Origin of the sequence: Indioceanicola profundi (assembly GCF_003568845.1) — a bacterium.
GTDB lineage: Bacteria > Pseudomonadota > Alphaproteobacteria > Azospirillales > Azospirillaceae > Indioceanicola > Indioceanicola profundi.
Genome location: NZ_CP030128.1, coordinates 431234 through 454210, shown reverse-complemented (window position 1 = coordinate 454210; position 22977 = coordinate 431234). Strand labels below are relative to the sequence as shown.

19 protein-coding genes and 4 pseudogenes are annotated in these 22977 nt (G+C 60.6%); 11 read left to right on the top strand and 12 right to left on the bottom strand.

Features of this window, described 5'->3' with window-relative positions:
• The first annotated feature begins 142 nt into the window (after positions 1-142).
• Positions 143-1072: a LysR family transcriptional regulator gene (locus DOL89_RS23330; RefSeq protein WP_162937851.1), complete on the top strand. Its 930-nt coding sequence runs from the start codon at positions 143-145 to the stop codon at positions 1070-1072.
• Positions 1073-1162: 90 nt separating this feature from the next.
• Positions 1163-2110: pseudogene (locus DOL89_RS23325) on the top strand (IS630 family transposase).
• Between the two features lie 285 nt (positions 2111-2395).
• On the opposite strand, the pseudogene DOL89_RS23320 reads toward DOL89_RS23325, so the two are convergent.
• A pseudogene (locus DOL89_RS23320) lies at positions 2396-2794 on the bottom strand (IS110 family transposase); the annotation flags it as partial.
• 163 nt (positions 2795-2957) lie between these two features.
• Between DOL89_RS23320 and DOL89_RS25280 the strand changes: the two are divergent.
• Positions 2958-3101 carry a hypothetical protein gene (locus tag DOL89_RS25280; protein ID WP_162937850.1) on the top strand — a complete coding sequence of 48 codons (144 nt, stop codon included), beginning with the start codon at positions 2958-2960 and terminating at the stop codon, positions 3099-3101.
• 72 nt (positions 3102-3173) lie between these two features.
• On the opposite strand, the gene DOL89_RS23315 is transcribed toward DOL89_RS25280, so the two are convergent.
• Positions 3174-3695, bottom strand: coding sequence for a DUF2380 domain-containing protein (locus DOL89_RS23315; protein ID WP_162937849.1), 522 nt, complete (start codon positions 3693-3695; stop codon positions 3174-3176).
• A 231-nt stretch (positions 3696-3926) separates the two neighbouring features.
• On the opposite strand from DOL89_RS23315, the gene DOL89_RS26130 reads away from it, so the two are divergent.
• A complete protein-coding gene (locus DOL89_RS26130; RefSeq protein ID WP_119681733.1) occupies positions 3927-4460 on the top strand; it encodes a helix-turn-helix domain-containing protein in 534 nt (177 codons plus the stop codon).
• 1911 nt (positions 4461-6371) lie between these two features.
• Positions 6372-8339, top strand: coding sequence for a methyl-accepting chemotaxis protein (locus DOL89_RS23295; protein WP_119681730.1), 1968 nt, complete (start codon positions 6372-6374; stop codon positions 8337-8339).
• Here the strand turns inward: DOL89_RS23295 and DOL89_RS23290 are convergent.
• Positions 8331-8567 (bottom strand): annotated as a pseudogene (locus tag DOL89_RS23290) (DDE-type integrase/transposase/recombinase); the annotation flags it as partial. The gene DOL89_RS23295 and the pseudogene DOL89_RS23290 overlap by 9 nt on opposite strands.
• A gap of 130 nt (positions 8568-8697) precedes the next feature.
• Between DOL89_RS23290 and DOL89_RS23285 the strand changes: the two are divergent.
• A complete protein-coding gene (locus DOL89_RS23285; protein WP_225890074.1) occupies positions 8698-9174 on the top strand; it encodes an antitoxin Xre/MbcA/ParS toxin-binding domain-containing protein in 477 nt (158 codons plus the stop codon).
• Positions 9174-9638: an RES family NAD+ phosphorylase gene (locus tag DOL89_RS23280; RefSeq protein WP_225890073.1), complete on the top strand. Its 465-nt coding sequence runs from the start codon at positions 9174-9176 to the stop codon at positions 9636-9638. Before DOL89_RS23285 ends, DOL89_RS23280 begins: the two co-directional genes overlap by 1 nt.
• Before the next feature lie 1205 nt (positions 9639-10843).
• On the opposite strand, the gene DOL89_RS23275 is transcribed toward DOL89_RS23280, so the two are convergent.
• Positions 10844-11725 carry a class I SAM-dependent methyltransferase gene (locus DOL89_RS23275; RefSeq protein ID WP_404813519.1) on the bottom strand — a complete coding sequence of 294 codons (882 nt, stop codon included), beginning with the start codon at positions 11723-11725 and terminating at the stop codon, positions 10844-10846.
• The gene (locus tag DOL89_RS25275; RefSeq protein ID WP_162937847.1) at positions 11722-11994 is read right to left on the bottom strand and encodes a hypothetical protein; all 273 of its coding nucleotides are present in this window, start codon (positions 11992-11994) and stop codon (positions 11722-11724) included. The genes DOL89_RS23275 and DOL89_RS25275 overlap by 4 nt, the downstream gene beginning before the upstream one ends.
• A 454-nt stretch (positions 11995-12448) precedes the next feature.
• Between DOL89_RS25275 and DOL89_RS23265 the strand changes: the two genes are divergently transcribed.
• Positions 12449-12808, top strand: coding sequence for a DDE-type integrase/transposase/recombinase (locus DOL89_RS23265; RefSeq protein WP_119681728.1), 360 nt, complete (start codon positions 12449-12451; stop codon positions 12806-12808).
• A 318-nt stretch (positions 12809-13126) separates the two neighbouring features.
• Here the strand turns inward: DOL89_RS23265 and DOL89_RS23260 are convergent, their stop codons facing one another.
• From DOL89_RS23260 to DOL89_RS25270, 6 genes and pseudogenes are all read right to left on the bottom strand, one after another.
• On the bottom strand, positions 13127-14026 hold the full coding sequence (locus DOL89_RS23260) for a phytanoyl-CoA dioxygenase family protein (RefSeq protein ID WP_119681727.1): 900 nt from the start codon (positions 14024-14026) through the stop codon (positions 13127-13129).
• 300 nt (positions 14027-14326) lie between these two features.
• Positions 14327-14653: pseudogene (locus tag DOL89_RS23255) on the bottom strand (DDE-type integrase/transposase/recombinase); the annotation flags it as partial.
• A 153-nt stretch (positions 14654-14806) separates the two neighbouring features.
• On the bottom strand, positions 14807-16498 hold the full coding sequence (ilvD, locus tag DOL89_RS23250; RefSeq protein WP_119681775.1) for a dihydroxy-acid dehydratase: 1692 nt from the start codon (positions 16496-16498) through the stop codon (positions 14807-14809).
• Positions 16499-16571: 73 nt separating this feature from the next.
• Entirely contained in the window at positions 16572-17942 is a 1371-nt protein-coding gene (locus tag DOL89_RS23245) for an FAD-dependent oxidoreductase (protein WP_119681725.1), read from the bottom strand.
• A gap of 161 nt (positions 17943-18103) precedes the next feature.
• Positions 18104-18805, bottom strand: coding sequence for a GntR family transcriptional regulator (locus DOL89_RS23240; RefSeq protein WP_119681724.1), 702 nt, complete (start codon positions 18803-18805; stop codon positions 18104-18106).
• Between the two features lie 121 nt (positions 18806-18926).
• Positions 18927-19199 carry a hypothetical protein gene (locus DOL89_RS25270; RefSeq protein WP_162937760.1) on the bottom strand — a complete coding sequence of 91 codons (273 nt, stop codon included), beginning with the start codon at positions 19197-19199 and terminating at the stop codon, positions 18927-18929.
• Between DOL89_RS25270 and dctP the strand changes: the two genes are divergently transcribed.
• The 3 genes from dctP (at position 19198) to DOL89_RS23225 (ending at position 22121) form a co-directional block, all read left to right on the top strand.
• The gene (dctP, locus tag DOL89_RS23235; RefSeq protein ID WP_225890071.1) at positions 19198-20184 is read left to right on the top strand and encodes a TRAP transporter substrate-binding protein DctP; all 987 of its coding nucleotides are present in this window, start codon (positions 19198-19200) and stop codon (positions 20182-20184) included. The genes DOL89_RS25270 and dctP overlap by 2 nt on opposite strands.
• Before the next feature lie 63 nt (positions 20185-20247).
• On the top strand, positions 20248-20805 hold the full coding sequence (locus DOL89_RS23230; RefSeq protein ID WP_119681722.1) for a TRAP transporter small permease subunit: 558 nt from the start codon (positions 20248-20250) through the stop codon (positions 20803-20805).
• A 20-nt stretch (positions 20806-20825) separates the two neighbouring features.
• Positions 20826-22121, top strand: coding sequence for a TRAP transporter large permease (locus DOL89_RS23225; RefSeq protein ID WP_119681774.1), 1296 nt, complete (start codon positions 20826-20828; stop codon positions 22119-22121).
• A 76-nt stretch (positions 22122-22197) separates the two neighbouring features.
• On the opposite strand, the gene DOL89_RS23220 is transcribed toward DOL89_RS23225, so the two are convergent.
• Positions 22198-22893, bottom strand: a complete 696-nt coding sequence (locus DOL89_RS23220) for a GntR family transcriptional regulator (protein WP_119681721.1) — start codon at positions 22891-22893, stop codon at positions 22198-22200.
• Between the last annotated feature and the right edge of the window lie 84 nt (positions 22894-22977).

Sequence of the window (22977 nt, the reverse complement as noted above, 5' to 3'; positions counted from 1 at the left end):
GAGAAACGTTCGCAGGGGAGTCGTCGCGAAACAATCCACATAATTCAGATGTTAGCCATAGATTAACGTTATGGCCGGTGATGCGTGTTGCACATCTATTAACCAATTGTGATGAAAAAATAAGCACTTAGGGAACATGGCTATGGACATCCGAGATCTGCAGCTCGTCATTGGGATCGCCGAAACAGGAAGTCTTTCGGCCGCGGCTCGAAAGCTGAACCTGACGCAGCCGGCCCTGAGCGCATCGCTACGCAGGCTCGAGGAGGAACTCGGCGTCAAGCTTGTGCACCGGCATTCACGCGGATCAGAACTCACCGAGGAAGGCCAATATGTATTGGAGCGGGCCTACGGCATCTGCAATGACGTTACCGATATCCGCTCCGTGGTACAGAACCTTGCGGACGAGCCCACAGGACTGGTGCGCATCGGTCTGCCTACAACGGTCGCCGGCAAGCTTATCCCAGAGTTCCTCCCGCTCCTGCGTGCGCGCTATCCCAAAATCAAACTGCATATTGTGGAGGCAATGAGCGGTGTGCTGGCCGAGCTTCTCCAGCTCGGTCGCCTCGACATCGCTATTTTATTTGATATCCAGCCCATGGCAGGACTTCGCAGCGAGCCGATTCTGCGTGAACGCCACCATCTCCTCGTTCCGCCGGGGCACGAGCTGGCTCGGAAGGATGTCGTCCGGCTGGAGGAGATGGCCCGCCTCGGCCTTCTTCTGCCAAGCCAGGGCAATTCCATCCGCCGCTATATTGATCAGACCTGCGTGGCCGAGGGGTTGAGCCTCAATATCCTCGGGGACATAGATTCCTTGAATGGGCTCATCAACTTGGTCGAGTCTGGTTACCCTACGATCCTGCCGCTCTATCTCTTAACGGATCGGATCCGGGAAAAGCGGATCGTTGCGATCCCGATTACGCGGCCTCAATTGGAATGGACTGTACATTTGGCCTCGCGCCATGATGCCACCCGTCCGCGTGCCAACCTCACTGCCAGCCGGCTTCTTATTGACGTTGCGACGCAACTTGTAAAATCCGGGAAGTGGCCAGGCCAACTTGTCGGCGCAAGTTAGAGCGGTTTCCATACGGCGGGAATCGCGAGGGATTTCCTAAAAGGTAACTTTCTGATTCAACCTGCATGCTGGATATAGAGGTCAGCATGTATGGGTCTTGGGCTTTCGATGGATTTGCGCCGGCGGGTGGTTGCAGCGGTCATGGATGAGGGAATGAGCTGCCGTATGGCGGCTGCGCGGTTTGGGATCGCGCCGTCGACAGCGATCCGCTGGTGCGCACGGACGCGGGCGACGGGCAGCCCGGCTCCGAAACCGCAGGGCGGGGACAAGCACTCGCATCGGATCGATGCGCATGCCGACGTCATCCTCGGTCTCTGGGAGGAGCAGCGCGACATCACGCTGGTGGAGATACAGCGCCGTCTGGGCGAATGCGGGACGCCGGTCGGCATCGGCACGGTACATCGCTTCTTCAAGCGCCACGGCATCACACGTAAAAAAAGACCGGGCATGCGATCGAGCAAGACCGCCCGGATGTCCTGAGCCGGCGAACATCCTGGTTCGAAGCTCAACCCGACTTTGTTCCCGAACGGCTGGCTTTCATTGATGAAACCTGGGCGTCCACAGCCATGGCCCGAACCCATGGCCGCGCTCCGCGGGGAGAGCGGCTGCGCATGGGCATACCCTTCGGCCACTGGAACACCACAACCTTTGTCGCGGGGCTGCGCCTATCCGGCATTGTCGCCCCCATGGTGCTGGATGGGTCCATCAATCGTCGCGCCTTCCAGGCCTACGTTGACCAGGTCCTCTCCGGAGTTGCGGCCCGGCGACGTGGTGATCATGGACAATCTCGCCAGCCATAAGTCCCCGAACGTCCAAGCCGCCATTGAAGCGGCAGGTGCGAAGTTACGCTTCCTGCCACCCTACAGCCCCGACTTCAACCCGATTGAAAACGCCTTCGCCAGACTGAAAGCGCTGCTCCGGAAGGCCGCCGAGCGAACCGTCAACGGCCTTTGGAACGCAATTGGCGGTCTGATCGACTGCTTCACACCAGCCGAATGCGCCAACTTCTTCACCGCAGCCGGGTACGAGCCAGAGTGAACGGAATCCGCTCTAGGAGCGGCTCCCAGATAAGGGTTCCCGCCTCGCGCTAAAGGCGGGCGGGGCAGAACACGGGGTTCTGTTGTAGCGTTTCCAGCGCTGCTCGGATCGCGTAGAACCTCGGCCGGTTCGGCAGCTAGGGTGCCAGGGTGATGCGCAACGGGAAGAGCCCGGTCAAGGGCCGGCAGTTCACGGCGGAGGTGATCCTTTGGGCGGTGCGCTGATAGCTGCGGTTTTCAAACAGCTACTGCGACCTCGAACATATGCTGGCCGACCGCGGTGCACCAGCAGCTTGCGGGCGACCAGTAGCGCGCGCACCTCCTGAGCGCTGGCCGTCTTGCAGTGGACCGGCCGGTACCAGCCTATCCGCACCATCTGGGCAATGCCGCGGGCGTCCTTACGATCGGTCTTTACCGTCATCGCCGACAACGCCGCCTTCACATGCCGGATTTCCAGCAGCACCGCCTCGAACCCGGCGGCGCTCAGCCCAGCATGAAGCCACTGCGACAGCGGCCCCGCTTCCAGTCCGATCCGGACAGGGAGCTGTGTCAGCGCCCGGAACCACGAGACCAGCGCCTCGGGATCGCTGGCCACCTTCGCTTTCCGAACGATCCGGCCCGAGGCGTCCACCACGCAGATGCTGCTCTGTTCCAAAGACACGTCGATGCCGGCATAGTGTTCCATGGCTGTCCTCCGATGATGTTGGAGCCGATAAGGACCCCGTCGCTGACACCATCACTCTGGAGGACAGCCACCCCGGCCGCTATGCTCGGCCCGGCCTCATACCGCATCTGGAAGCAGCGGCATCGCCCTGGCAAGTGAGACCGCCATTACCCGCGGCACCATTGTGCCGTTCGAGCTTGATGACTTTAAATACGTGCTCAAGTCCATGAAGGAACGCGTGTTGACCGCGGAACTGGCTGCTATCGGAAACGATCCGCAGATTGCTGCAACCGTCTTCCAGCTGGCCATCGATATGGGCCTGACATAGGCTGTCAGCTATCGCTGGTCTACCAGCACCGGGACTGGCCAAAGTCGAGCTTACAGCTTTCAGCCTAGAATCTTACCGCTGCTCAATAGGTTGGCTTCTGATCTCGTTTGCGAGATAATCCAGCGCTTTGAGCCACGATCGATCATTGTCGCCTCGGAAGCTCAGCGTGCGTTGAAACATGAGCCGTCCCGTATCCACATCATGAATTTCTGCGTGTAATGAGAGCACAAGCTCGCTCATGCGGAAAACCCGAGCCATTAAGATCCGGTCGGCTTCTGCTTGCTGAGCTAATTCTATGAGGCATGCTTTGCACTTATCGACGGGTGCACTGATATGGTCGCGAGCTACGCCATCTGGAGCGGGAGCCAAATGGCTGACCTGGTATAAGCGCTGTTCTGTTAGCGCCGACCGTAATGCCTGCGTGGCCAATTCGGTGCGCTGCCGCCACTCATCTGCGCGTGCTGCGTCGCTGAGATCACCGGATAATTCAAGGTCAGGAACAAAAATGGTGGGTAATGCCACTTCTGCTTCGGCCCGCGTTTGAGCCTCCATGATTATGAATAGCAGAAGAGCAACACAGAAGAGATGGATCATTTTTCCTATCATGCCATCACCTCTCCATGACGAAGATACCCAGCAGGAAATTCTACATCACTCCTGACGGTGCGTCTCGTTCTAGGTGACTTTCACCGAAATTGAATCGGTCCACTTCCGGTCCGGATCGAACTGATCCGGCGGGTTCTGGAGGGGAGAACGCCCCTACGGCATTGATGTGCAAAAGCGGGTCTGTTGAGAGGTGGATTCTATTCTGAAGTTCGACTTTCCATGTTTTTCAGGGCTTTGCCTGAGGAGAGTCACATGGGACTGCACTATGCCCACCTCACCCTGGCCGAGCGGCGGACGATCTTCCGGCTGCTGCAGGAGCGCCAGTCGGTTGGCTCGATTGCAACGCTGCTGGGCCGGCACCGCTCCACGATCCACCGCGAGATCGCGCGCAACTTCCACCACAGTCCGGTGCGGGATCGCTGGGACTACCCAGAGCGCGGTCACCTTCGACCGGGGTTTCAAGTTCCTGGCCTACCGCATGCTGCCGGCGCCAGCGTATTTCTGCAACCCGCAGAGCCCCTGGCAGAAGGGCGCGGTGGAGAATGCCAACGGCCGCCTGCGTCGCCACCTGCCGCTCGACAGCGCACCGGAGCAGCGCTCCGCAGGCCCGTTGAGCCCGCTGGCCCACCAGCTGAACAGCACGCCTCGAAAGTGCCTGGGCTACAGAACTCCGGCCGAGGTGTTTGCAGCACAGCTGGAAACGCTCTCCAGAAACCGCTTGCCTCACCCCTCGCCTGTCGCACTTCAGCGTGATTCCTCACTGCTGGACCGCGCCAAGGAGCAGGGGTTGGTGCGAGAGGCGGAGCCTGCGTGTGGCGGGGTGGTAAGTTCGGCCCGTTGGGTATTCCAACTGTATCCTGACTAACCCCGCGCGGCTAACGCTGCGCGGGGTTTCTTCCGTCTCCTGGAACCGATGTGTGAGTGTATCGGTTAGATATGCGCGTCTATGCCGGGCGCATCTATCTCCAGAATATGGGCCCTACGGCGGCTAGCATCTATCCCTGCCAGCCGCCGTTTTCTTTTCCCATCGGCAGGAACCATATTTCCGCGACTCGGTTGCCGCCGCACCCCATATGGGGTTCGCTTGACATGTACCGCGCCTCAGCGGCTGGTTCATACGGACCAGCCGCTTTTTCGTGCTGGGGAACGCAATTACGAGCGTAGTGTTGACGTGCCAAGCGCGCACCGTGGGACGGGGGTCCTACGGTGCGTAGGAAAGAGGGTCGCGCAGCTCCCCTGGCGACTCTCTTTCTTTGTCTGCGGCTTGGTACAGCGGATTCAACAGCCCGCCAGTATGGCTTTGCTTCTCCACGGTGCAGAGGACCGCAGCCTCTACCGCCTTCGGCAGCACGCTTACGACTGTCGCCGCCGGCCGGCGCTACGAAGTGAAGCCGATCCGCACTTACGAGCGCGCGCAGGGAATTCCCTGCCGAGAGTACGAAACCAGTGTGATGATCGGGGGGCGTCTGGAACGAGCGGCAGGGACGGCCTGCCGTCAGCCCGACGGACGCTGGGAGCGTACTTTCGGCTAAGGCCGGCAACTGCATCGGCTCCACAAGGCGTGGTGGGTCGGGCTCTGTCGTAAAGTCCGAGCGAAGGCGCATGAAACCGGCTGTCGGCATCGCTGCCGGGTCAAATGGCCTGGAGCTCCAATAGCTCGGTGACAAATTGCACGGTCCTGGCAAGCGGGCAGGGACCGAGCCCGAAGGCGCGCTCACAGAGGCCGTGCAGTTCTCAGGGAAAAGCTGGAACTTGTGGCCGCGTAACACCGGCGCATGTCGCTGTCTGCGATCAGTAGATTCACCACATCCAGCATGTGTTTGGACTCGTGAAAGATGAAAAATGCGCGGTGTGCCAACCCTTTCTCCATGAAGTTCCGGCATCTGACAAACTTTCTTCGCTCGCTGGGAAAGGAGGGGCATAAGAGGGGGCAAGCGACGCTCCATTGCAAGCCGCCCTGGCTTCGGGCAACTCTGGTGTGTCCGCCAAGAGCGACCATGATGGCCAAATGCCAATCCGACGCGAGCACCGCTTTCTCTATCCAATTGACTGGTCATTCATCAGTCGGCGCATTCGCTTTGAGCGGGCAAATGGGCGTTGTGAAGCCTGCGGCCGTCCTCATGGCACTCATATTCTGCAGCTTGCGAATGGGCATTGGCTTGACCCTGACACGGGCAACTGGCGCACCGATGCCGGAGAGACCGCCCCCGTTCCGGATTTAATGCAACTGGCTGAGGCCTGCCGAAAGCAGGTTCGCCTTGCCGCCTGTCATCGAACCCATGAGCCATGGGTGGTCCACGATGATGCACTCGCGGCTTGGTGCGGTCGATGTCATCTCCGCCATGATCGAGAAGAGCATCGCCGCCAGCGTCGCCTGACTTGGCTCCGCAGGCGCGCGCTGGGCGACCTCTTCATCGGGCGCTACCCGCTTATCTGAGCGATTGCATCCTGCCCTGACCAGTCCAGAACCGTTACAAGGGTCGGTGCTCATACACCACGTGCCGGGACATAATCTCAGCATGCTGCACCTGAAACCGGCGCGGGCTGTGGTCTGCCGCGCGTCATCGCCCAACAGCAACACGGCCACTATCGCAAGTGCGAACGCCATAGTATGCTGAATTCACTTAATTTCGAGTTAACCTGACCGCACCGCGAGGGCACGCCATGAGTCTGATCGGTTCACTGCCGCTGCGCCGTCAACTCCAGATCCCCGCAGCCATTGGCGTGCTCGGCCTGATGACAATCGGTGGCCTAACCACCTTCAGTGCCCTGGACCAGCAGAATCAGCTGAAGGCCATGGACCAGGCAGGCCAGATCGCCGCTACGGCGGAATACGTATCCGCACAGTTCGCCGAAGCTCAGGTGGCCGCGAACATCTTCCTTGCCGAACGCCAGCTCGACATTCTCACTGAACGTGATAAGGCCCTCTCCAAGGCGCGTCGTGCGGTCAACGAACTGGCTGTGCTCGGAAACGAAACCGCCGACCTCGACCAGATGCTGGCGAGCTGGGATGCGGCATTCGCCACGGCATCAGGCGCCATCATGGAGCTTGGTCTGACGGAGAAGGATGGCTTGCAGGGGAACATGCGCGCCTCCGTCCATGCGATCGAGACGCGCCTGGGGGAGCTCCCGGCAACTGGCGCAGACCCGCTGGAAATGGCACAGCTCAGCGTTCTGATGCTGCAGATGCGCCGGCACGAAAAGGACTTCATGCTGCGCAGTGCGCCCGACTATGTGGAGCGTATGGCGAAGCGTGAAGCGGAGTTCAATGCGGCACTGGCCGTTGCGCGCCTGCCTGATGCCGTCAAAGCGGAAACCGCGCGCCTGATGGATGCCTATCAGAGCGATTTCCGCAAATTCGCCCAGGGATGGCTCGCCTCCAGGGAGGCAATCAACACCGCGCACCGGATTGCAAAGGAGCTGATGCCACGCGTCGATGACCATGCGGATGCTGCGAAATCCGCATATCTCGAGGCGAAGGCAGAAGCCGAAGCGGCGGCGAAGCAGTCCATGCTGCTGGCCAATGTCGTTGCGGCTGCGGTCGGACTGGCAATCCTGGCCCTCTCACTGATTGCTGCACGGTCTGTAGGCCGGCAGGTTCGGCAGACGGCGGGGGCCATGCGCGCCTTGGCCGAAGGAGACAGGACCATAAGCGTTCCTGGGCTGAACCGGTCGGATGAGCTGGGCGATATGGCTGGGGCTCTCGAGGTGTTTCGGAGGAATGCCATCGAAACGGATCGGCTTGCCGCGGAGCAGCTCGCCGAGCAGGCGGCCAAGGAGCGCCGCACCGCCGCTGTTGATCGGCTTGTCAGCGGATTCGACAATCAGGCCAGCGGCGTCCTTCGGGCGGTGAGCGCTTCCGCCACAGAGTTGGACGCCACAGCGCAATCGATGGCCGCCATTGCCGAGGAGACCAGCCGTCAGTCGGGCTCTGTTGCGACGGCGGCCGAGCAGACAACAGCGAATGTGCAGACCGTGGCGTCGGCCGCGGAAGAGATGGCGGCAAGCATCCGCGAGATCGCGGTGCAGGTGGCTCATTCGAAGTCGATTACTGACCAGGCCAGAACTGAGGTTCAGGCAACGAACCGGACGGTGGAGGGGCTGTCGGACGCGACCCAGAGGATCGGGGCGGTGATCCAGCTCATTCAGGATATCGCCAGCCAGACAAACCTGCTGGCGCTCAACGCCACCATTGAAGCGGCCCGCGCAGGCGAGGCTGGTAAGGGCTTCGCGGTTGTCGCTTCGGAAGTGAAAGCTCTGGCAACGCAGACCGCCAAGGCGACCGAGGAGATTGCGGCGCAGGTCGCGTCGGTTCAGCAGGTCTCGGCGGAGGTGGTCGCGGCCATCCAGGAGATCGGCGGGATCGTTCAGCAGGTTGATGAAATCTCCACGTCCATTGCTGCGGCCATGGAACAGCAAGGCGCCAGCACGCAGGAGATCAGCCGGAATGTGGCGCAGGCGGCCGCGGGCACCCAGGAGGTTTCGTCCAATATTGCCGAAGTGCGTGAGGCGGCGGGGCAGACGGGTGCGGCAGCCTCACAGGTTCTGGGGGCGGCGCGGGAGCTGGCGCAGCAGTCGGCGGGGCTGCGAACCACAGTCGAGCGGTTCCTTGCCGAGATCAAGGCGGCCTAGATGCCGTAATGGGCCGTGGCTGTTTTCGGCCCTGTTGTTCAGCCCTTTGTGCTGCCGATGCTCGGCACCGGGCATGATTGTCCGCTGCGCCGCCGCGTAGCTGGCCAGCTTGTCCGTGATCATCACCCGCGGCGCCCAGCCTTGCCGTTTCAGCAGCTTGTGCAGCCGCCGCTTGGCCACAGCGGTGTTTCGGCGAGATTGGACCAGGATGTCAAGCACCTGCCCATGCTGGTCGGTGCTTGCACCGCGTTTGGCGACAGCCAAGAAGGACACCTGCGCCGTCCTGTAAGAAGGCAACAGCAGGTTCCAATGGTCTGTTGACGCCAACGGACACTTGCAGGATCAGCTGGAGGCTACCATGTTGGCAACTGATGCCAAATGGGTGCAGGAGGTCAGCATGGAAGCGGACGTTGCTGGAATTGCCAAGGTGCTCGGCGGGCGGGAGGTCCTTGGAACCGAGGTTCGCTCGCTCAGAGACCTAGAGCTCGCCGTCATCGGAGGTTTGCCGAAGGAGACACTGCGGCACGTCGCCCGGGCCGTTTATCGAGACGCGCAACATCAACGCGGGCTCATCCTCAGCATTGTGCCCGAGGCGACTTACAAGCGCCGCCGCCTGAAGCTGAACCAGGCGGAGAGTGAACGGACGGAGCGCCTGGCCCGAATTGTGGCAAAGGCGAAGGCGGTATGGAACGATGGGGACGACGCGGCGGAGTTCCTGACCGCTCCGCATCCGCTGCTTGAGGGAAGATCCCCTATCGAGGCTGCCAGGAGCGAAGTCGGGGCCAAACGGGTTGAACACGTTCTGGGGGCCATCGAATACGGCCTTCCGGTCTGATGTTGCGGGTCTGGCGGATCAGTGGCGGAGGGCATCCCGTCTTCGCGGGTGAGGGCGCACGGCTATTCGGCGGACGCTGGAACTCGCCTGGACGATCAGTGATCTACTGCGGGTCCAGTTTTGCAATCTGCATGCTTGAGCGGCTCGTATGGTCCGGTATCGGCCGTGTGCCGAAAGGCGACCTATACGTCACCGTGGACATCCCCGACGAACTCGTCGAGCACCTGGATGAAACAAAGCTGCCAGAGTGGCAGGAAAAGGATTCGGAGATGGCCCGGCAGTTTGGGGACCAGTGGCTTGATGAGGCACGCGCAGCTGCCCTGTCGGTGCCGTCTGCCGTTACAGAATTGGACCGGAACATCATCATCAACCCCCGGCATCCGGACTTTGGTCGGATCACTCCGTCCGCCGAGCGGCCGGTGGCATGGGATAGCAGGCTGCTCGGGCGCAAGCCTGCCGACTGACCTATCATGAAAGTCGTCATGAAGCGACTGGTCCGACCAGGGCCGGGGGGAGTCCCGTACTGCGCGCCGGATCGTCGCCGGTTACGAGATCATGGGGGTAATTCGCAAAGAGCAAGTCGCGCCCGTTCCCGCTCGATCCGCTGGCATCGCCACCTTGTTCGATGCCGCGGCCTGAGGCTGCCGCCCAGCACGATCCTGCGGCCATCCAGAAATGGTGCAACGGACCTGCACTGTTCAGCCCATCACAGTCGAAACCCAGGACTGCTGTCGCAGCGCCCAATCCCCGAACAAGTCGGGAATGCCGCATCATATTTTTTATGGCCGTACTCTGAAGCTGATGCTGGTATATGTACCCTGATCTACATGTCAGCAGATTGTGCTCTAGATGTTTGACCCCGCCGGCGGTGACCTCCACCGGCATGAACACGGGTACGATAAGATGAGGCCTGCGCGGTTCCCCGGATACCGCCTTTACCGGATCGTTCGCGCTGAAAGAAGAGCATGGGCCGCGCGACCTGCCCACCCTGGTTATCAGAACCCAACCTGGTAGGCATCGTGGTTGAAGGACTGCACTTCGCCCCCCTACCAACTCGGCGGACTGGCAAGATTCCCGGCCCTGCCGTACTGAACAGCATAATAGGGGGCTTGGCCCTGAGGGCCAGGGTATCCGTCCCGCTCCCCCGTTGAAGCGGAACAGTGCACCGTCGTCCGACGTGACCATATTGTCGTTGGCGCCCGCCGCGCTCCCCTCCATGCCTCATACAGAAACGCTGGCATTCTCACCGGAGTCCGGGACCGATTTGGTGAGAATGCCCCGATCGGCGCCTGTTGTCTCTTCCGCCTCCCGCATAGGCGCCTGTCCCGGCCACCAGTGTCCAGAATCACGTTGGGATCGATATTGCCTTTCTCCTCCGCGTCGAGCCACCCGCGGTTCTTTTAAAAGTCCGGGCTGTCCAAAGGCCTCAAACCACTGTGTGCAGAGCGCCGCACCATTACGAGCGACAACGCCATAGTGAAGTTTTGCTGAGGCCAAGCCGCGTCAATGCCTGGCTACGGCATGCCGATGCCGATGGCTCTTGGCGCCGGGTTCTCCGCTGTCTCCGCCTGAAGTGGCCAAGCCACGAACTTCCGGCGGCTATCTCAAATTGAGCGATCTATTCTGTTGTCTTCGCGCTCGGGCGCAGAGGGGGAAATAGACAGGTCCGTTACTCCGGCCTCACGAACCTCAGCGTCATGCGGTCGCTTTCGCCAATGGCGAGGAATTCATTGCGGCGCTCCTCACCCAGGCGGAGCGTGGGGGGAAGGGTCCAGACGCCACGTGGGTGGTCCTTGGTGTCACGCGGATTGGCGTTGATCTCGCTGGCACCGGCGAAACGGAAGCCGGCGCGCTCGGCCGCGGCGATCACGTAGTCCTGGCGAACGTAGCCGCTGGCCGCCTGCGGATCCTGCGGCTCTGTGTCGGGAGCCCGGTGCTCCACGAGGCCAAGCACGCCCCCGGGCCTCAGGCTGTTATACATGGCTGCCATGGCCTCATCCAACCAGCCGGCTGCCATCCAGTTGTGCACATTGCGGAAGGTCAGCACCATGTCGGCGGTGCCTGGCTCGATGGGCGCCAAGTCGTCACGGCTGAACTCCGTTACCCGCACCCGATCATAGATATCCGGCCGCTCCGCCAGCTTTGCCGCAAAAGCGGCATTGGCGCGGGCGGCGAAACCCTCTGCCTCCTGGTCGAAGTTGGCAGCCACGAGCTGCCCCTTCTCATCCAGCACCGGGGCCAGCACTTCAGTGTACCAGCCGCCTCCACCAGGCCAGATCTCCATCACGGTCATGTCCGGTTTCAAACCGAAGAACAGCAGCGTTGCCCTGGGGTTACGAAACCGGTCGCGGGCGCGGTTCGCCTCCGACCTATGATCGCCGGCCATAGCGGCCCCGATAGCCGCGGCAACGGCGCCCCGCTCACCAGGATTGTGGGCATCGTGAACCTCATGCTCATGCGCCTGCGCGGTCGGTGTGCCCGCCACCGTCAGTGCTGTACCGGCCCCCAACGCCAAGGCGAATGCCCCGGACACCGCACTCACATATTTCATACCTTGTTCCTTCCCGGACGTTCCGCCGCCTGTCCACCCTCAGGGATCGCCGCAGCTGGGCCTAAATTGTGCCGCCCTGACTGCCCGTTTCCCAGCGAAATCCGCCGGTGAGGCCGCCCGGCGATGGTGCGGATGGTTGCCAACGCGTCCTGTCCGATCATGAGGCGAGCGCCTGTCTCTTTTGCCGTCCCGCCGACTTTTTCCATGCCGACCATCGTCGCCATGGATCCGGGGTCGTCCGAATTTGGGCCGCGCTGATCCATGCTCATACCGGGCCTCGTTGCGACACCGACCAGGAGGTTCGTGGTACCGCTGGCGCGTAATCCAGGAAGTGGCTCAATGCGGCATTCACGGCGCCAGGCGCAACGAGATGCGGGAAGTGGCCGTCCGCCGGGATCATAGCGAGGGATGCCGCAAACGCGCCGGCCAGCCATTTCGCAGCTGCCCGGGGAACTGCCACATCAGCCATGGACTGGATAACCAGGGCCGGCATGCGGACCTTCTCGATCTCCCGCCCATAATCCGAGGTGACGGCGGCGCGAAATGCCGGCAGCGCCACATCGAGCCGGTAGGCTGCCAGAGTTCAGGTGAACTCATCCGTGAACTCCGGCCGGTCGGGATTGGCCATAGGATCAAAGCCTGCCGCCCAAGCTGCGAAATCCTGCTCAATGGCGCTCAGCAGGGCCGTAATCCGGGTAGTCGTGAACCCGCCCATATAACCGGATGGATGAGGTATTCATCAGCATAAGCGGCAAGCAGTATTACCTGTGGCGCATAATTGACCAGAACGGCGTTGTCCTCGACATCCTGGTCCAGAGCCGCCGCAAGAAGAAGGCGGCCAAGCGCTCTTTTCGCAACCTGCTGAAAGGGCTGCGCTATGCGCTGCGGGTCGTCATAACCGACAAGCTGAAATCATATGCGGCGGCGAAGAGGGAGATGAAGCTCGGTAGCGAGCATTGGCAAAGCCGCTATCTGAATAATCACTGCGAAGTTTGGCGCCAGACAACCCGAAAACGCGAGCGGCACATGAAACGGTTCAGATCCGCCGGCACGCCCAGCCGTTCCTCTCTAGCCATAGCCTGATCCACAACCACTTTCAGCTGAGCTGGCACCTCATCTCCGCCTCCGAATACCGCGCCGCCCGCACTCGTGCCCTCACTACCTGGCGCGAGGCGACCGGCATGGCCCAGGTGGGCTGACCCAAGAGGCGATCAAAGATCGGCGGCCTAAAATTCCTCGCCACATCATCAACTTGACAGCACCCGGCTGATGCCGCTGAAACCAATCCCCCAATGCCCTCTGTTGAGCTTCGCGACGTAAACATGGCGCATGCTCGTCCTCACGCCAGCATCAGAGCAGAACTCCGATAGGACAAACGGAATCTGCCCTATCGCATCAATCTCACATCGCCATCACCTTGTTCTCCCTCTGCTGATAATGGAAGATCGACTTATATCCTCCTGACCAGTCTGGCGGCACTTGGCATGGGCGCGGATCGTGATGGGCATAACGCGCCATCTTCCCCCGAATAATCTCCTGACTATGTGGGCTATCGATTGGGTTCGGCGTATAGGCCATAGCATCTGCCGAACTAAAGGTATGCAGCAACAGCGGACGTCCCGATGGCGACTCATTTGGTCGCGAGCCGTGCACCGTCCGGCAGTTGTGGATGGTAATCGATCCAGCCGGGCCAGGCAGATAGACGGCCGATACGAGATCTACCCGCTCAAGGTCCCGATCCGAGATGAAGCCGGTCCAGTTGCCGTCGGTACCGTACTGATCGAACAGCTCGCCGCTATGACTCCTCGGGATCACGGCAAGCGGTCCTTGATCCATACCGCAGTCGTAGAGGTATGTGCCGACTGTTAGTGGCGAGTAGTTCGTGTGCGGCCAGAACTGAATGTCCTGGTGCCATTTCACCTCAGCCCCGCCACGAGCCCATTTGAAGTTTAGCTTTGAATGATGAAACTTGACGTCTGTGCCGACAAGATCGGCGACGATATCTCCCAGGATCGAGTGGGAACAAAACTCCCAGTAATAGGGATGATAGTCAACTGGACTGGAGAGCCTGCGAAGCCGCGGCTCCTCGGCTGTATGGGTAGGTTCGAGATCGAAAATGTGATCGGACCGTGTCCTGCTTCGGGAGTCCTTGACCACCTCTGCCGTGACACGGCGCAGCTGGTCAATCACCTCGTCCGGAATAATCCGCTCTAAAAGCAGATAGCCATTCTCGAAGTAAAATTCCCTTTGTTTCTGGGATAGGACACGTGGTGGATTTGAAAGAACGTTCTCCGGTGTCATCGCGCTTCCTTCTCATGGTTCGCCAGTTGACGATCCGCGCAGCCGGGCTGCGATTTCCAAGGTCTGTCGACAGCTACTTCGTCGTTCTTCCCCTGGCCCCTTTACCGCCGATCTGCGGGTAACATATCAGACGTACATTACCTTGTGCTTGTAGTCAAGCGCCGTGAGGGCATCATCACGTTACCTCGAGCGATACGGCAGAAGGACAGCACCAGGGCAGTTGCCTGCATCATGCTGTTGAGCGAGCACACGTCTCCTGGTGCCAGACGGCAAAAGCGTGAGCGCGATCGGCGCGGTATTGTGCTGGAGAACTAGGCCCTGAGCGGAAAGAAACTGCCGGGCTTGCCGAGGTGACGTGAAGCGCTTCATCCGTCGCCCGCGTAGCCGGGTCGGCTGATGCGCATTCTCTGCACGGTTGTTCAGGCAGCGGCTCTGCCGATGTTGCACCCGGGGAATGATCTTGGTCTTGGCGGCTCTATAGGACCTCAGGTCGTCTGTCACAATGACCTGTGGCACGTAGAGCAGGCCCTTCAGCCGCTTCTTGAAAAAGCACTTGGCCGCTTTGGTGTTGCGTCGCCTCTGCACTAGAATCGCAAGCACCACGCCCTCCTGGCCGACCTTGCGCCAGAAATCAGGTGCAAACATTACCGGCAACTTTTTGAACACTGGCCGCAGTATGGGCTGGCTATATTCGCTTCAGGCGACCATGACAGCGCCAGCCAACGCGCCGAGGTTCAGGTAGTTGATGGTGCTATTGTACCTATAGGCAGCTGATCGCCGTCACCAGTTGCGACGTCCCAGCACGGCCCCTTTGGAGAGCGGCTGCACCAGCTGGCCGTAGAGGGATAGCCAGCCGAACTGGGATGGTGGTGCCGGCGGCGTCCAGCTCTTGGCCCGCTCTGCGAGATCAGCGTCGGGTACCAGCAATTCGATGCTGAGCTGGTTGAGGTCGATGGCGATGCGGTCGTCGTCACGGACCAACGCCAGTGGTCCCCCTTCGGCGGCCTCGGGCATGACTTGGCCAACGGTGATGCCGCTGTTGAGGCCGGACAGCTCGCCGTCCGTTACGACGGCGACGCCGCTGCTAAGGCCGGCTCCCACAAGAGCCGCCATAAAACTACAAGCAAAGACGGTACCCGGTCCGCCCTTCGGCCCTAGATTGCGGAGTACGATCACCTGCCCACGCTGGATTGAGCCATCTTCCAAGCCTTTGATAGCCAGATCTTCGTCCTCGAAGACCCGCGCAGTACCCTCAAAAGTGCGTACAGCAGCGGGGACGGCTGAAAGTTTGACTACGGCGCCATCGGGGGCAAGGTTTCCGCGAATAATGACAAGGCCGGGTTCATTGCGGAACGGTCGGTCCAGCGGCCGGATATAGGTCTCATCCGGAGCGGGAACCTCGGCGAGATTGGCGCCCATGGTCTTACCGGTCACGGTCATGACGTCCAGATCCAGCTTCGGCGATAGCTGACGCATGGCACCGGCGCAGCCGCCCGCCTTATCGAGATCCTCGATGCGGTGCGGTCCGTTCGGGCGAACCTGGGTGATCTGGACGGAATCATGGGAGAGACGGTCATATTCGGCGACGACATCGATGTCGCATTGGGTCTCAATCGCAATAGCTGTGAGATGGCGAACCGTATTCACGGAGCAGCCCAGCGCCTGTGCAACGCGGATGGCATTGCGGAAAGCGCCAGGCGTCATGATCTGGCGCGGGCGCAAATCCTGCTCGATCAAGCGGACAATGGCGCTGCCTGCCTTTGCGGCATAGTCGTAGAGCGCCGGGCCGTTGGCCCGAATCGGCGCATTCCCGGTCAGGGCCATGCCAAGCGCCTCGGCCAGGACATGCATGGAATTAGCTGTAGCGAGACCCGCGCAAACGCCAGGCCCCTTGATGGCCTGACAGGACATGGCGGTGAGATCGTCCAGAGTGATCTGGCCGGACTTGTAGGTTCCGACGCTGTTGTACAGATCCTCGATATCAACGGACTTGCCGCCGCACTGGCCGCCAAGCTGATAGCCGCAGGTGAGCACCAGAGAAGGAATGTTCAGGCGTCCCGCTGCCATCAACTGGCCAGGTGTGGTCTTATCGCACGATGCCAGGAGCACCATGCCGTCCAGCTCCGCCCCTTCCACCTGAACCTCGACATCGTTGACCAGAAGGTCGCGCGAGGGCATCAGGTAGCGGGCCTTGCGGCCGGCCGACGTTACGAAGTCGGAGGGGGCCACGGTGCGGATCTCGAAAGGCAATCCGCCGGCGTCGCGAATGGCGCTCTGCACGGCCTTCGACACCTCATCAAGGTGTTGATAGCAGACCGAGAGGCCGCTGGAGGAATTCACCACCGCGATTTTCGGCTTGTGAAAGTCCTCCTCTTTGATACCCATAGCCAGCCATTGAGCGCGGCGGACTGCCCAGCGGGTCGTGCCAGGCTCAAATTCGCTCCGCAGTGTCTTACGCGTCTTGTCGGACATCTTTTTCTTCTCCTGGGGCGGCGGATGCAAGGCCGCCTGCATGTAAGTTCGATCCTGGAGGGGACGTGGTATGCTACAGAGCGCTGCCGTTCCGTTTCATCATGTCGCGGACGGCATCGCCCGGCAGGTCGCGGAAGGGAGTGTTATCGTTTAAAGACATGATGGCTGCGGACGCGGCGGCATGGCCGTATTCGAAGCATTGGGCGGTGACGCGCGCGGAAGCGAGAGCTTCATGCTCAGCACTTAGGCAACGTCCAGCCACGATGATGTTTTCGCCTATTTCCGGGACAAGCGCCAAATATGGCACTTCGTAATAATCGTCGAGAAGCCAGTGCAGCTTTGGTTTCTCGCCGGCATGCAGCTCAATGGGCCAAGGAACACGACAGATGCCATCCGGTCGTTTGCGCCCTTCGACGACATCGTCGTTGCGCAGCCTGTCTACCCCGACAATGGAGCGTGTTTGGCGAATCCCTGCTTCGACGCCGGTATCCACCACATAGCTGTTCTCGCAACCCGGCACGGTCTCGGCCAGGAAACGGGCATAGTCCCGGACTTGCTGACGTCCGGAAATTTCCGCTTCCGTAAAATCGGCGGGATCGATGACATTCAGCATGCGGCCGTCTTTGCTACTGAGCCGGGTCGCATTCACCATCAGCTCATTGGCACGGGGAGTCGGGAAAATCCAGATCTTATGGCGCGGAAGGTTATAAGCCCCACTGGCATTGGCCTGTTGGATGGCTTCGGTCAGCTTGGGCGGGCAAATCGTATCCTCGCCATAATAAGCTAAGTACCGCTCGATATCGACATTGCCGAGCCTGAAGAACATGGTTGGGTTTTGGATCTTCCCGTTGTCGCCAAAAACATAGCGGTGTCCGGCACGGGCAACCACGGCGGCATCGCCAGAAGCATCGATGATCCGTTTGGCGTAGATCATAGACCGGCCAGCGTTGGATTCCACGATCACACCGCGATAGGTGTCAGCGCTCATGAGAACGCCGGTAACAACAGTATGGAACAGCACGCAGACATCAGCCTCGACCAGAAAACTGTCAGCCGTTTCCCGCCACATGAGCGGATCATGGGTCACGGTAAAGGTCTTGCCATAGATCTGCGGCTTAGTAAGACCGCCACGTTGCTCGATCGCTTGCCGAAATCGCTCGGTGAAGCCGAAAACAACCTGTTCCGGCTGGTTCTGGCGTTCGCTGGCGAGATACATGCCGCAGATCGTGCCGGACATGCCGGCCACGGCAGCACCGCCACAGAAACCGTAGCGCTCGATCAGTGCGACGGAACGTCCAGCCTCAGCAGCAACCGTCGCAGCGGCCACCCCGGCGGCTCCGCCACCGACAACAAGTACGTCTACGTCGGCAAGCACCTGGAGATCAGGGTCTTGCTCCAGGCGGCAGGCCGTTGTCCAGCCGGTGAAGGGTTCAGATCGATTCATACGGCGCTTCCTCCCGGTATTCGATTGTTCTTGGCCTTTGCGGGCTTGCGACCGACTGGGCTGATTATAGATAGACATCTAGTATATCACGCGCTGGATAACGCTATCTCCGTAGGAATGCCTTGTCGATCAGTTTTATAGAGGCGAGCGCTCTGGCAGAATCAGCCAGAGGCTGCCAACGACTCCTTGTGTTTCGGCCGGTCGTCGATCCGGCGTAGTGTCTGATAAGCGTATTCCGTGAGATAATCGTTGAGGGCGAGAGCTGCGGCGGAAGCAGCGGACTCGTCGCTGCGCGCAATGGCGCGGAGGGCTGCAGCGTGATAGCTGGCTGCTTTGCGCATCTCAGTTTCGCGGTTCTTGATATTCGCGAGATTTGCAAACCAGAACCGGCGCGACAGACCTTGGAGCGGTGCCATGGCGAGGCGCAGATATTCGTTCTGAGCCGCAGTGACAATGCACTCATGGACCAGCCGGAGCGAGTGTCCATAGGCATGCAGATCATTGGCGCAGTCCGGGCCCCCAAGCTGGTCGGCCAGAGCAAGCATCGTGCGCTGCTGTTCGGGGCTTGCCCGGCGCGCCGCCATGCGCACGGCCAACTCCTCAACAGCCCGCCGCAGTTCGAGGAGCTTTAGCTGCACCTCGACGGAGATCGGCGGGATGATGTTGCCGCGGCGGGGATGAATCTCGACCATGCGTTCACGCGCCAGGCGCTGCAGCGCTTCCCGGACCGGCGTGCGTCCGAACCCGGTGGCGTCCATCAGCATGCCTTCGGACACCATGCTTCCGGGCCTCAGCTCCTGGAAGGTGATCATGGACAGAATTCGGTCGTAGGCCTGATCGGCCTTATTGATCGTCGGCGACATGGCCTCGCTCCTACCTGGCTGAACAACCCGTTCCGCTGATGGGGCGGTCCGGTCACAAAGCTATCGACAAATCCAAACGAGCACAATATCGTGATCGGCGAGTGATATACCAGCATGTATATCAGCTGGCGAGCGGGTCGTCTCGCAAGGGCAGGAGGTCCAACGCAAACACGTGTTCTGGGCGCAGAATGGTTGGTCTAACCAGATAAGGACATTGACGGAGCACCGTCGGCAGACCAACATGGCAATGGGCAACCGGTGAGATATCACCGGACAAGCAGCGGTCTATCACTCGATGGATCAGCAGAATAATGCTAGGGAGGTTACGCATGAAGCGGATGTGGAAGTTGGCCTGTGGGGTTGCTGCCGCGTTGATGCTGGTCAGCCCTGCCATGGCGCAGGAGACCTTCAAGTGGAAGATGGCCACCGGCTGGGCCAGCGGCCCGCTGATGGATTATGGTGCAAAGGCCTTCGCCGAGCGCCTCAGCGAGCTGACCGACGGGCGGATACAGGTCCAGGTCTTCACCGGCGGTGCGCTTGGCAATGCGCTCAAGGTCTCGGATACCGTGAAGAACGGCGTTGCCGAGATGGGCCATACCTGGATGGGCTACGATTGGGGCAAGGACCCGACAGTGGTTCTGTTCGGTGGTTATGCCGGAAGCCCGGACAGCGAGCGCATGCTCCACTGGCTCTATTCTGGCGGTGGGGCCGAGCTGCAGCGCCAGTTCCGGGAAGAGAAGTTCGGTGTTGTCTCCTTCCCGCTGTTCATCCGGCCTACCGAAGTGTTTCTGCATTCGCGCAAGCCCGTGCGCACCCTGGAAGATCTGAAGGGGCTCAAGCTGCGGACGGCTGGGTCCTGGCTGGAAATGGCCAAGGAGTTGGGAGCGGCTCCGGTGACCACGGCAGGCGGCGATGTGTTCCCGATGCTGGAACGCGGCGCCATTGATGCCACTGAGTGGGGCACGCTTTCTGAAAACATCCCGACCGGTTTCCACAAGGTCGCGAAGTATGTGATCATTCCGGGCGTGCACCAGCCATCCGCTCCGTTCGAGCTTGTCGTGAACAAGCAGGCTTTCGAAAAGCTGTCGGATCACGACAAAAAGATGGTGGAGCTGGCCGCAAAGCTCGTCACCTTCGAGAGCTGGACCAAAGTGGGCCAGGATGACGCGAAGGCGTTGGAGTTCTTCCACAAGGAGGGGAACGAGATCATCGAGCTCGCTCCGGAAGTTCAACACCAGACGCGGGAAATCGCCAATAAGTGGGCCGAGAAGACGGCCGCCGAAAATCCCTGGTTTGCCAAGGTGCATGAAAACCAGGTCACTTTCGACAAGCTTTGGAAAGAGGCTCCGAGCTATCGGAACCTGAAGCTGAAGGACTGAGCCGAGGGAAGCGGGGCATGCCCCGCTTCCATCCTGGTTCCCCTCCACGCGGAGTCCCTGAACATGAAATGGTTAATTACAGCCATTGATCGGTTGACCGGTGCGACTGGCGTGCTGGGTGCCTGGATGGTCGCTCCTCTTGTTATCGCGATCTGCTACGAGGTCTTTGCACGGTACATACTCGGTGCGCCGACGATCTGGGCTTTTGAGCTTGGTTACATGCTGACAGGTGCCAACTTCCTGTTGGGTGCTGCTCTCGTTTTGCGGTCAGACTGCCATATCAGGGTTGACGTTTTATATGGCCGTTATTCGGAGCGCACAAAAGCCATCGTCAATGGCCTGACCTATTTGGTGATCGTTGTTCCGTTTTGCGCCTGGCTCTCGATTGCCCTCTGGCATTATGCCTTTGAAGCTTATGTGAGCATGGAAGGCAGCGGTCAGTCCGCCTGGAACCCGCCGATCTGGCCGTATCGTGTCGTCTATTTCATCTCCTTTGCGATCCTCGGCTTGCAGGCTTTCGCTCAGCTGCTGCGCTGCCTTGATGTGATCTTTGGCCGCTCGGCAGACGCTGATGACCATGTCATTTCTCTTCAGGCCACCGGCCATCCGCGGGGGCGGTAATCAGTATGCTCGCACTTTATATGTTCCCGGCTCTGCTCAGCGCGCTGGTGATCGGCGTCCCGGTTGCTTTCGCTATGATGGGTGTAGCCATGCTGTTCGGCTACATCGTGTTCCAGGACGCGATCATCTACCAGCTGATCGAAAAGGTGGATGATGTCGCCAGCAACTATGTGCTGGCCGCTGTAGCGCTGTTCGTCTTCATGGGCTGCATGCTGGAGCGGGCGGGCGTCGCCCAGCGCCTGTTCGAGGCGGTGCACCTCTGGACGCGGCGTGTACCGGGCGGCCTCGCCGCTGGCACGGTGTTGATGTGCATCATCTTTGCGGCAGCTAGCGGTGTTGTCGGAGCGACGGAAGCCGTGGTCGGTTTGCTCGCCATCCCCGTGATGATGAAGCATAAATATAACAAAGGGCTGATCTCTGGCACGATCTGTGCTGGCGGCTCGCTGGGAACCATCATCCCGCCCTCTGTCGTGGTGGTGGTCATGGGACCGCTGGCCAATGTCTCGGTTGGTGATCTACTGGTCGGCATGGTGTTCCCCGGCCTGATCATGGCGGGGCTGTATCTGACCTATATCATCGCACGCTGCTACTTCCAGCCCTCCGCCGGGCCCGTGGTGCGCGAAGAGGACGATCCGATTCCGCTGCGGGAAAAGCTGCGCATCACGGCGACTGCCCTGATCCCGCCGCTCTGCATGATCGTGGCCGTGCTCGGCTCCATCATGACCGGCATCGCCGCCCCGACGGAAGCGGCGGCGATCGGTGCAGCGGGTGCCGTGCTGCTGAGCATGTTCTATCGCACTTTCAGCTGGGATGTGCTGAATGACGCCATCATGAAAACCGTGCAGATCACAGCAATGATCATGCTGATCCTGCTTGCCGGCAGCATGATGACCGGGGTCTTCATCTCGGCTGGCGGCGTATCGCTGACGCAGGAGCTTGTGGATGCCCTAAGTCTGGGGCCCTGGGGGCTGCTGTTCCTGGTCCTGGGTTTGGCCTTCCTGGGCGGCTTCTTCCTGGATTGGATTTCGATTGTTCTGATCATGATCCCGCTTTTTACCCCGCTGATCGTGGCACAGGGTTTTGATCCGGCTTGGTTCTGCATTGCCTTCCTGGTGGTGATCCAGACCAGCTACTTGACGCCGCCAATGGCTCCGGCCATTTTCTATCTGCGTGGCATTGCGCCGATCGAGATCACCACGCGCGACATGTATCTGGGTGTGCTGCCGTTCATCGCCCTGCAGTTTGTCACCCTGGCGATCGTGCTGAGTTTCCCGCAGACGGTGCTTTGGCTACCGCAGAAGCTGCTTGGCTTCTGAGCCGATCTGGCTGACGCTCAAAACAGACCGGCCGCCTCAGATGAGGCGGCCGGTTTTCTGTGTGAGGATGCTTGCCTTAGGCGTCGAGGGTGCGTCGGGCAAAGCTCTCAATGTAGTCGATCAACGCATCCGACGCGGAAGCGGCGGCCGGGGCATCGCGCCGTGCGATGGCATCGGCCACGGCAGCGTGCAAGCGGGCGCAGAGGGGCAGATCGGCCACCTGCTTATAATGCTGATACCAGAAGCGGCGAGACAATCCGTGCATCAGCCCCATCGAACGCTGAGCGAATTCGTTGCGGGCTGCCTGGGCCACCAGCGTATTCATCTGCTGATCCAAGCGCATGAAGGCGAGATCGTCAGCCTCTTCGGAGGCCTTGCGCATGCCGGCAGCAAGTTCGGAAAACTCGGCGCATTCTGCGGGCGTGGCCCGCTCGGCGGCTGTCCGTGCCATCAGCCGTTCCAGCTCGCGCCGGACTTCCAGCAAGCGGAGCTGGGTGCGCAGATTGATCTCGGAGACGAGGATACCCCGGCGCGGAAGGATCATGACGAGTCCTTCACGCGCGAGGCGCTGAAGCGCTTCCCGGATTGGCGTGCGGCCGATCATGAGCTTCTTGGCCAGCATCTGCTCCGACAAGACAGTGCCAGGCGGCAACCGCAAGGTTGCAATCAACTCCTCGAGCTGCCGATAGGCCCGGTCGGTGAGGGTTGCATCAGCAGCGTCTGCGGTGTTTTCAGCTTCCGGCGCATCCGTGGGAACTGGATTTGCTGGCATCAACTTGGCAGCTACCCGAGGTGCAGCACGCCGCCGCCCAGGGGCGGGAGCAGCCGAGGCCGGCACGTCGGCTTCGTCCTCAAT

Coding starts and splice junctions, on each gene's coding strand:
- DOL89_RS23220 (WP_119681721.1), bottom strand. CDS start 22,893: ATGCCAGCAAATCCAGTTCCCACGGATGCGCCGGAAGCTGAAAACACC.
- DOL89_RS25270 (WP_162937760.1), bottom strand. CDS start 19,199: ATGGCAGGGCTGACCAGCATCAACGCGGCAGCAACCCCACAGGCCAAC.
- DOL89_RS23295 (WP_119681730.1), top strand. CDS start 6,372: ATGAGTCTGATCGGTTCACTGCCGCTGCGCCGTCAACTCCAGATCCCC.
- ilvD (WP_119681775.1), bottom strand. CDS start 16,498: ATGTCCGACAAGACGCGTAAGACACTGCGGAGCGAATTTGAGCCTGGC.
- DOL89_RS23280 (WP_225890073.1), top strand. CDS start 9,174: ATGTTGCGGGTCTGGCGGATCAGTGGCGGAGGGCATCCCGTCTTCGCG.
- DOL89_RS23275 (WP_404813519.1), bottom strand. CDS start 11,725: ATGAAATATGTGAGTGCGGTGTCCGGGGCATTCGCCTTGGCGTTGGGG.
- DOL89_RS23245 (WP_119681725.1), bottom strand. CDS start 17,942: ATGAATCGATCTGAACCCTTCACCGGCTGGACAACGGCCTGCCGCCTG.
- DOL89_RS25275 (WP_162937847.1), bottom strand. CDS start 11,994: ATGAGCATGGATCAGCGCGGCCCAAATTCGGACGACCCCGGATCCATG.
- DOL89_RS23240 (WP_119681724.1), bottom strand. CDS start 18,805: ATGTCGCCGACGATCAATAAGGCCGATCAGGCCTACGACCGAATTCTG.
- DOL89_RS23265 (WP_119681728.1), top strand. CDS start 12,449: ATGGATGAGGTATTCATCAGCATAAGCGGCAAGCAGTATTACCTGTGG.
- DOL89_RS23225 (WP_119681774.1), top strand. CDS start 20,826: ATGTTCCCGGCTCTGCTCAGCGCGCTGGTGATCGGCGTCCCGGTTGCT.
- DOL89_RS26130 (WP_119681733.1), top strand. CDS start 3,927: ATGTTTTTCAGGGCTTTGCCTGAGGAGAGTCACATGGGACTGCACTAT.
- DOL89_RS23260 (WP_119681727.1), bottom strand. CDS start 14,026: ATGACACCGGAGAACGTTCTTTCAAATCCACCACGTGTCCTATCCCAG.
- DOL89_RS23315 (WP_162937849.1), bottom strand. CDS start 3,695: ATGATCCATCTCTTCTGTGTTGCTCTTCTGCTATTCATAATCATGGAG.
- DOL89_RS23330 (WP_162937851.1), top strand. CDS start 143: ATGGACATCCGAGATCTGCAGCTCGTCATTGGGATCGCCGAAACAGGA.
- DOL89_RS23285 (WP_225890074.1), top strand. CDS start 8,698: ATGTTGGCAACTGATGCCAAATGGGTGCAGGAGGTCAGCATGGAAGCG.
- dctP (WP_225890071.1), top strand. CDS start 19,198: ATGGCGCAGGAGACCTTCAAGTGGAAGATGGCCACCGGCTGGGCCAGC.
- DOL89_RS23230 (WP_119681722.1), top strand. CDS start 20,248: ATGAAATGGTTAATTACAGCCATTGATCGGTTGACCGGTGCGACTGGC.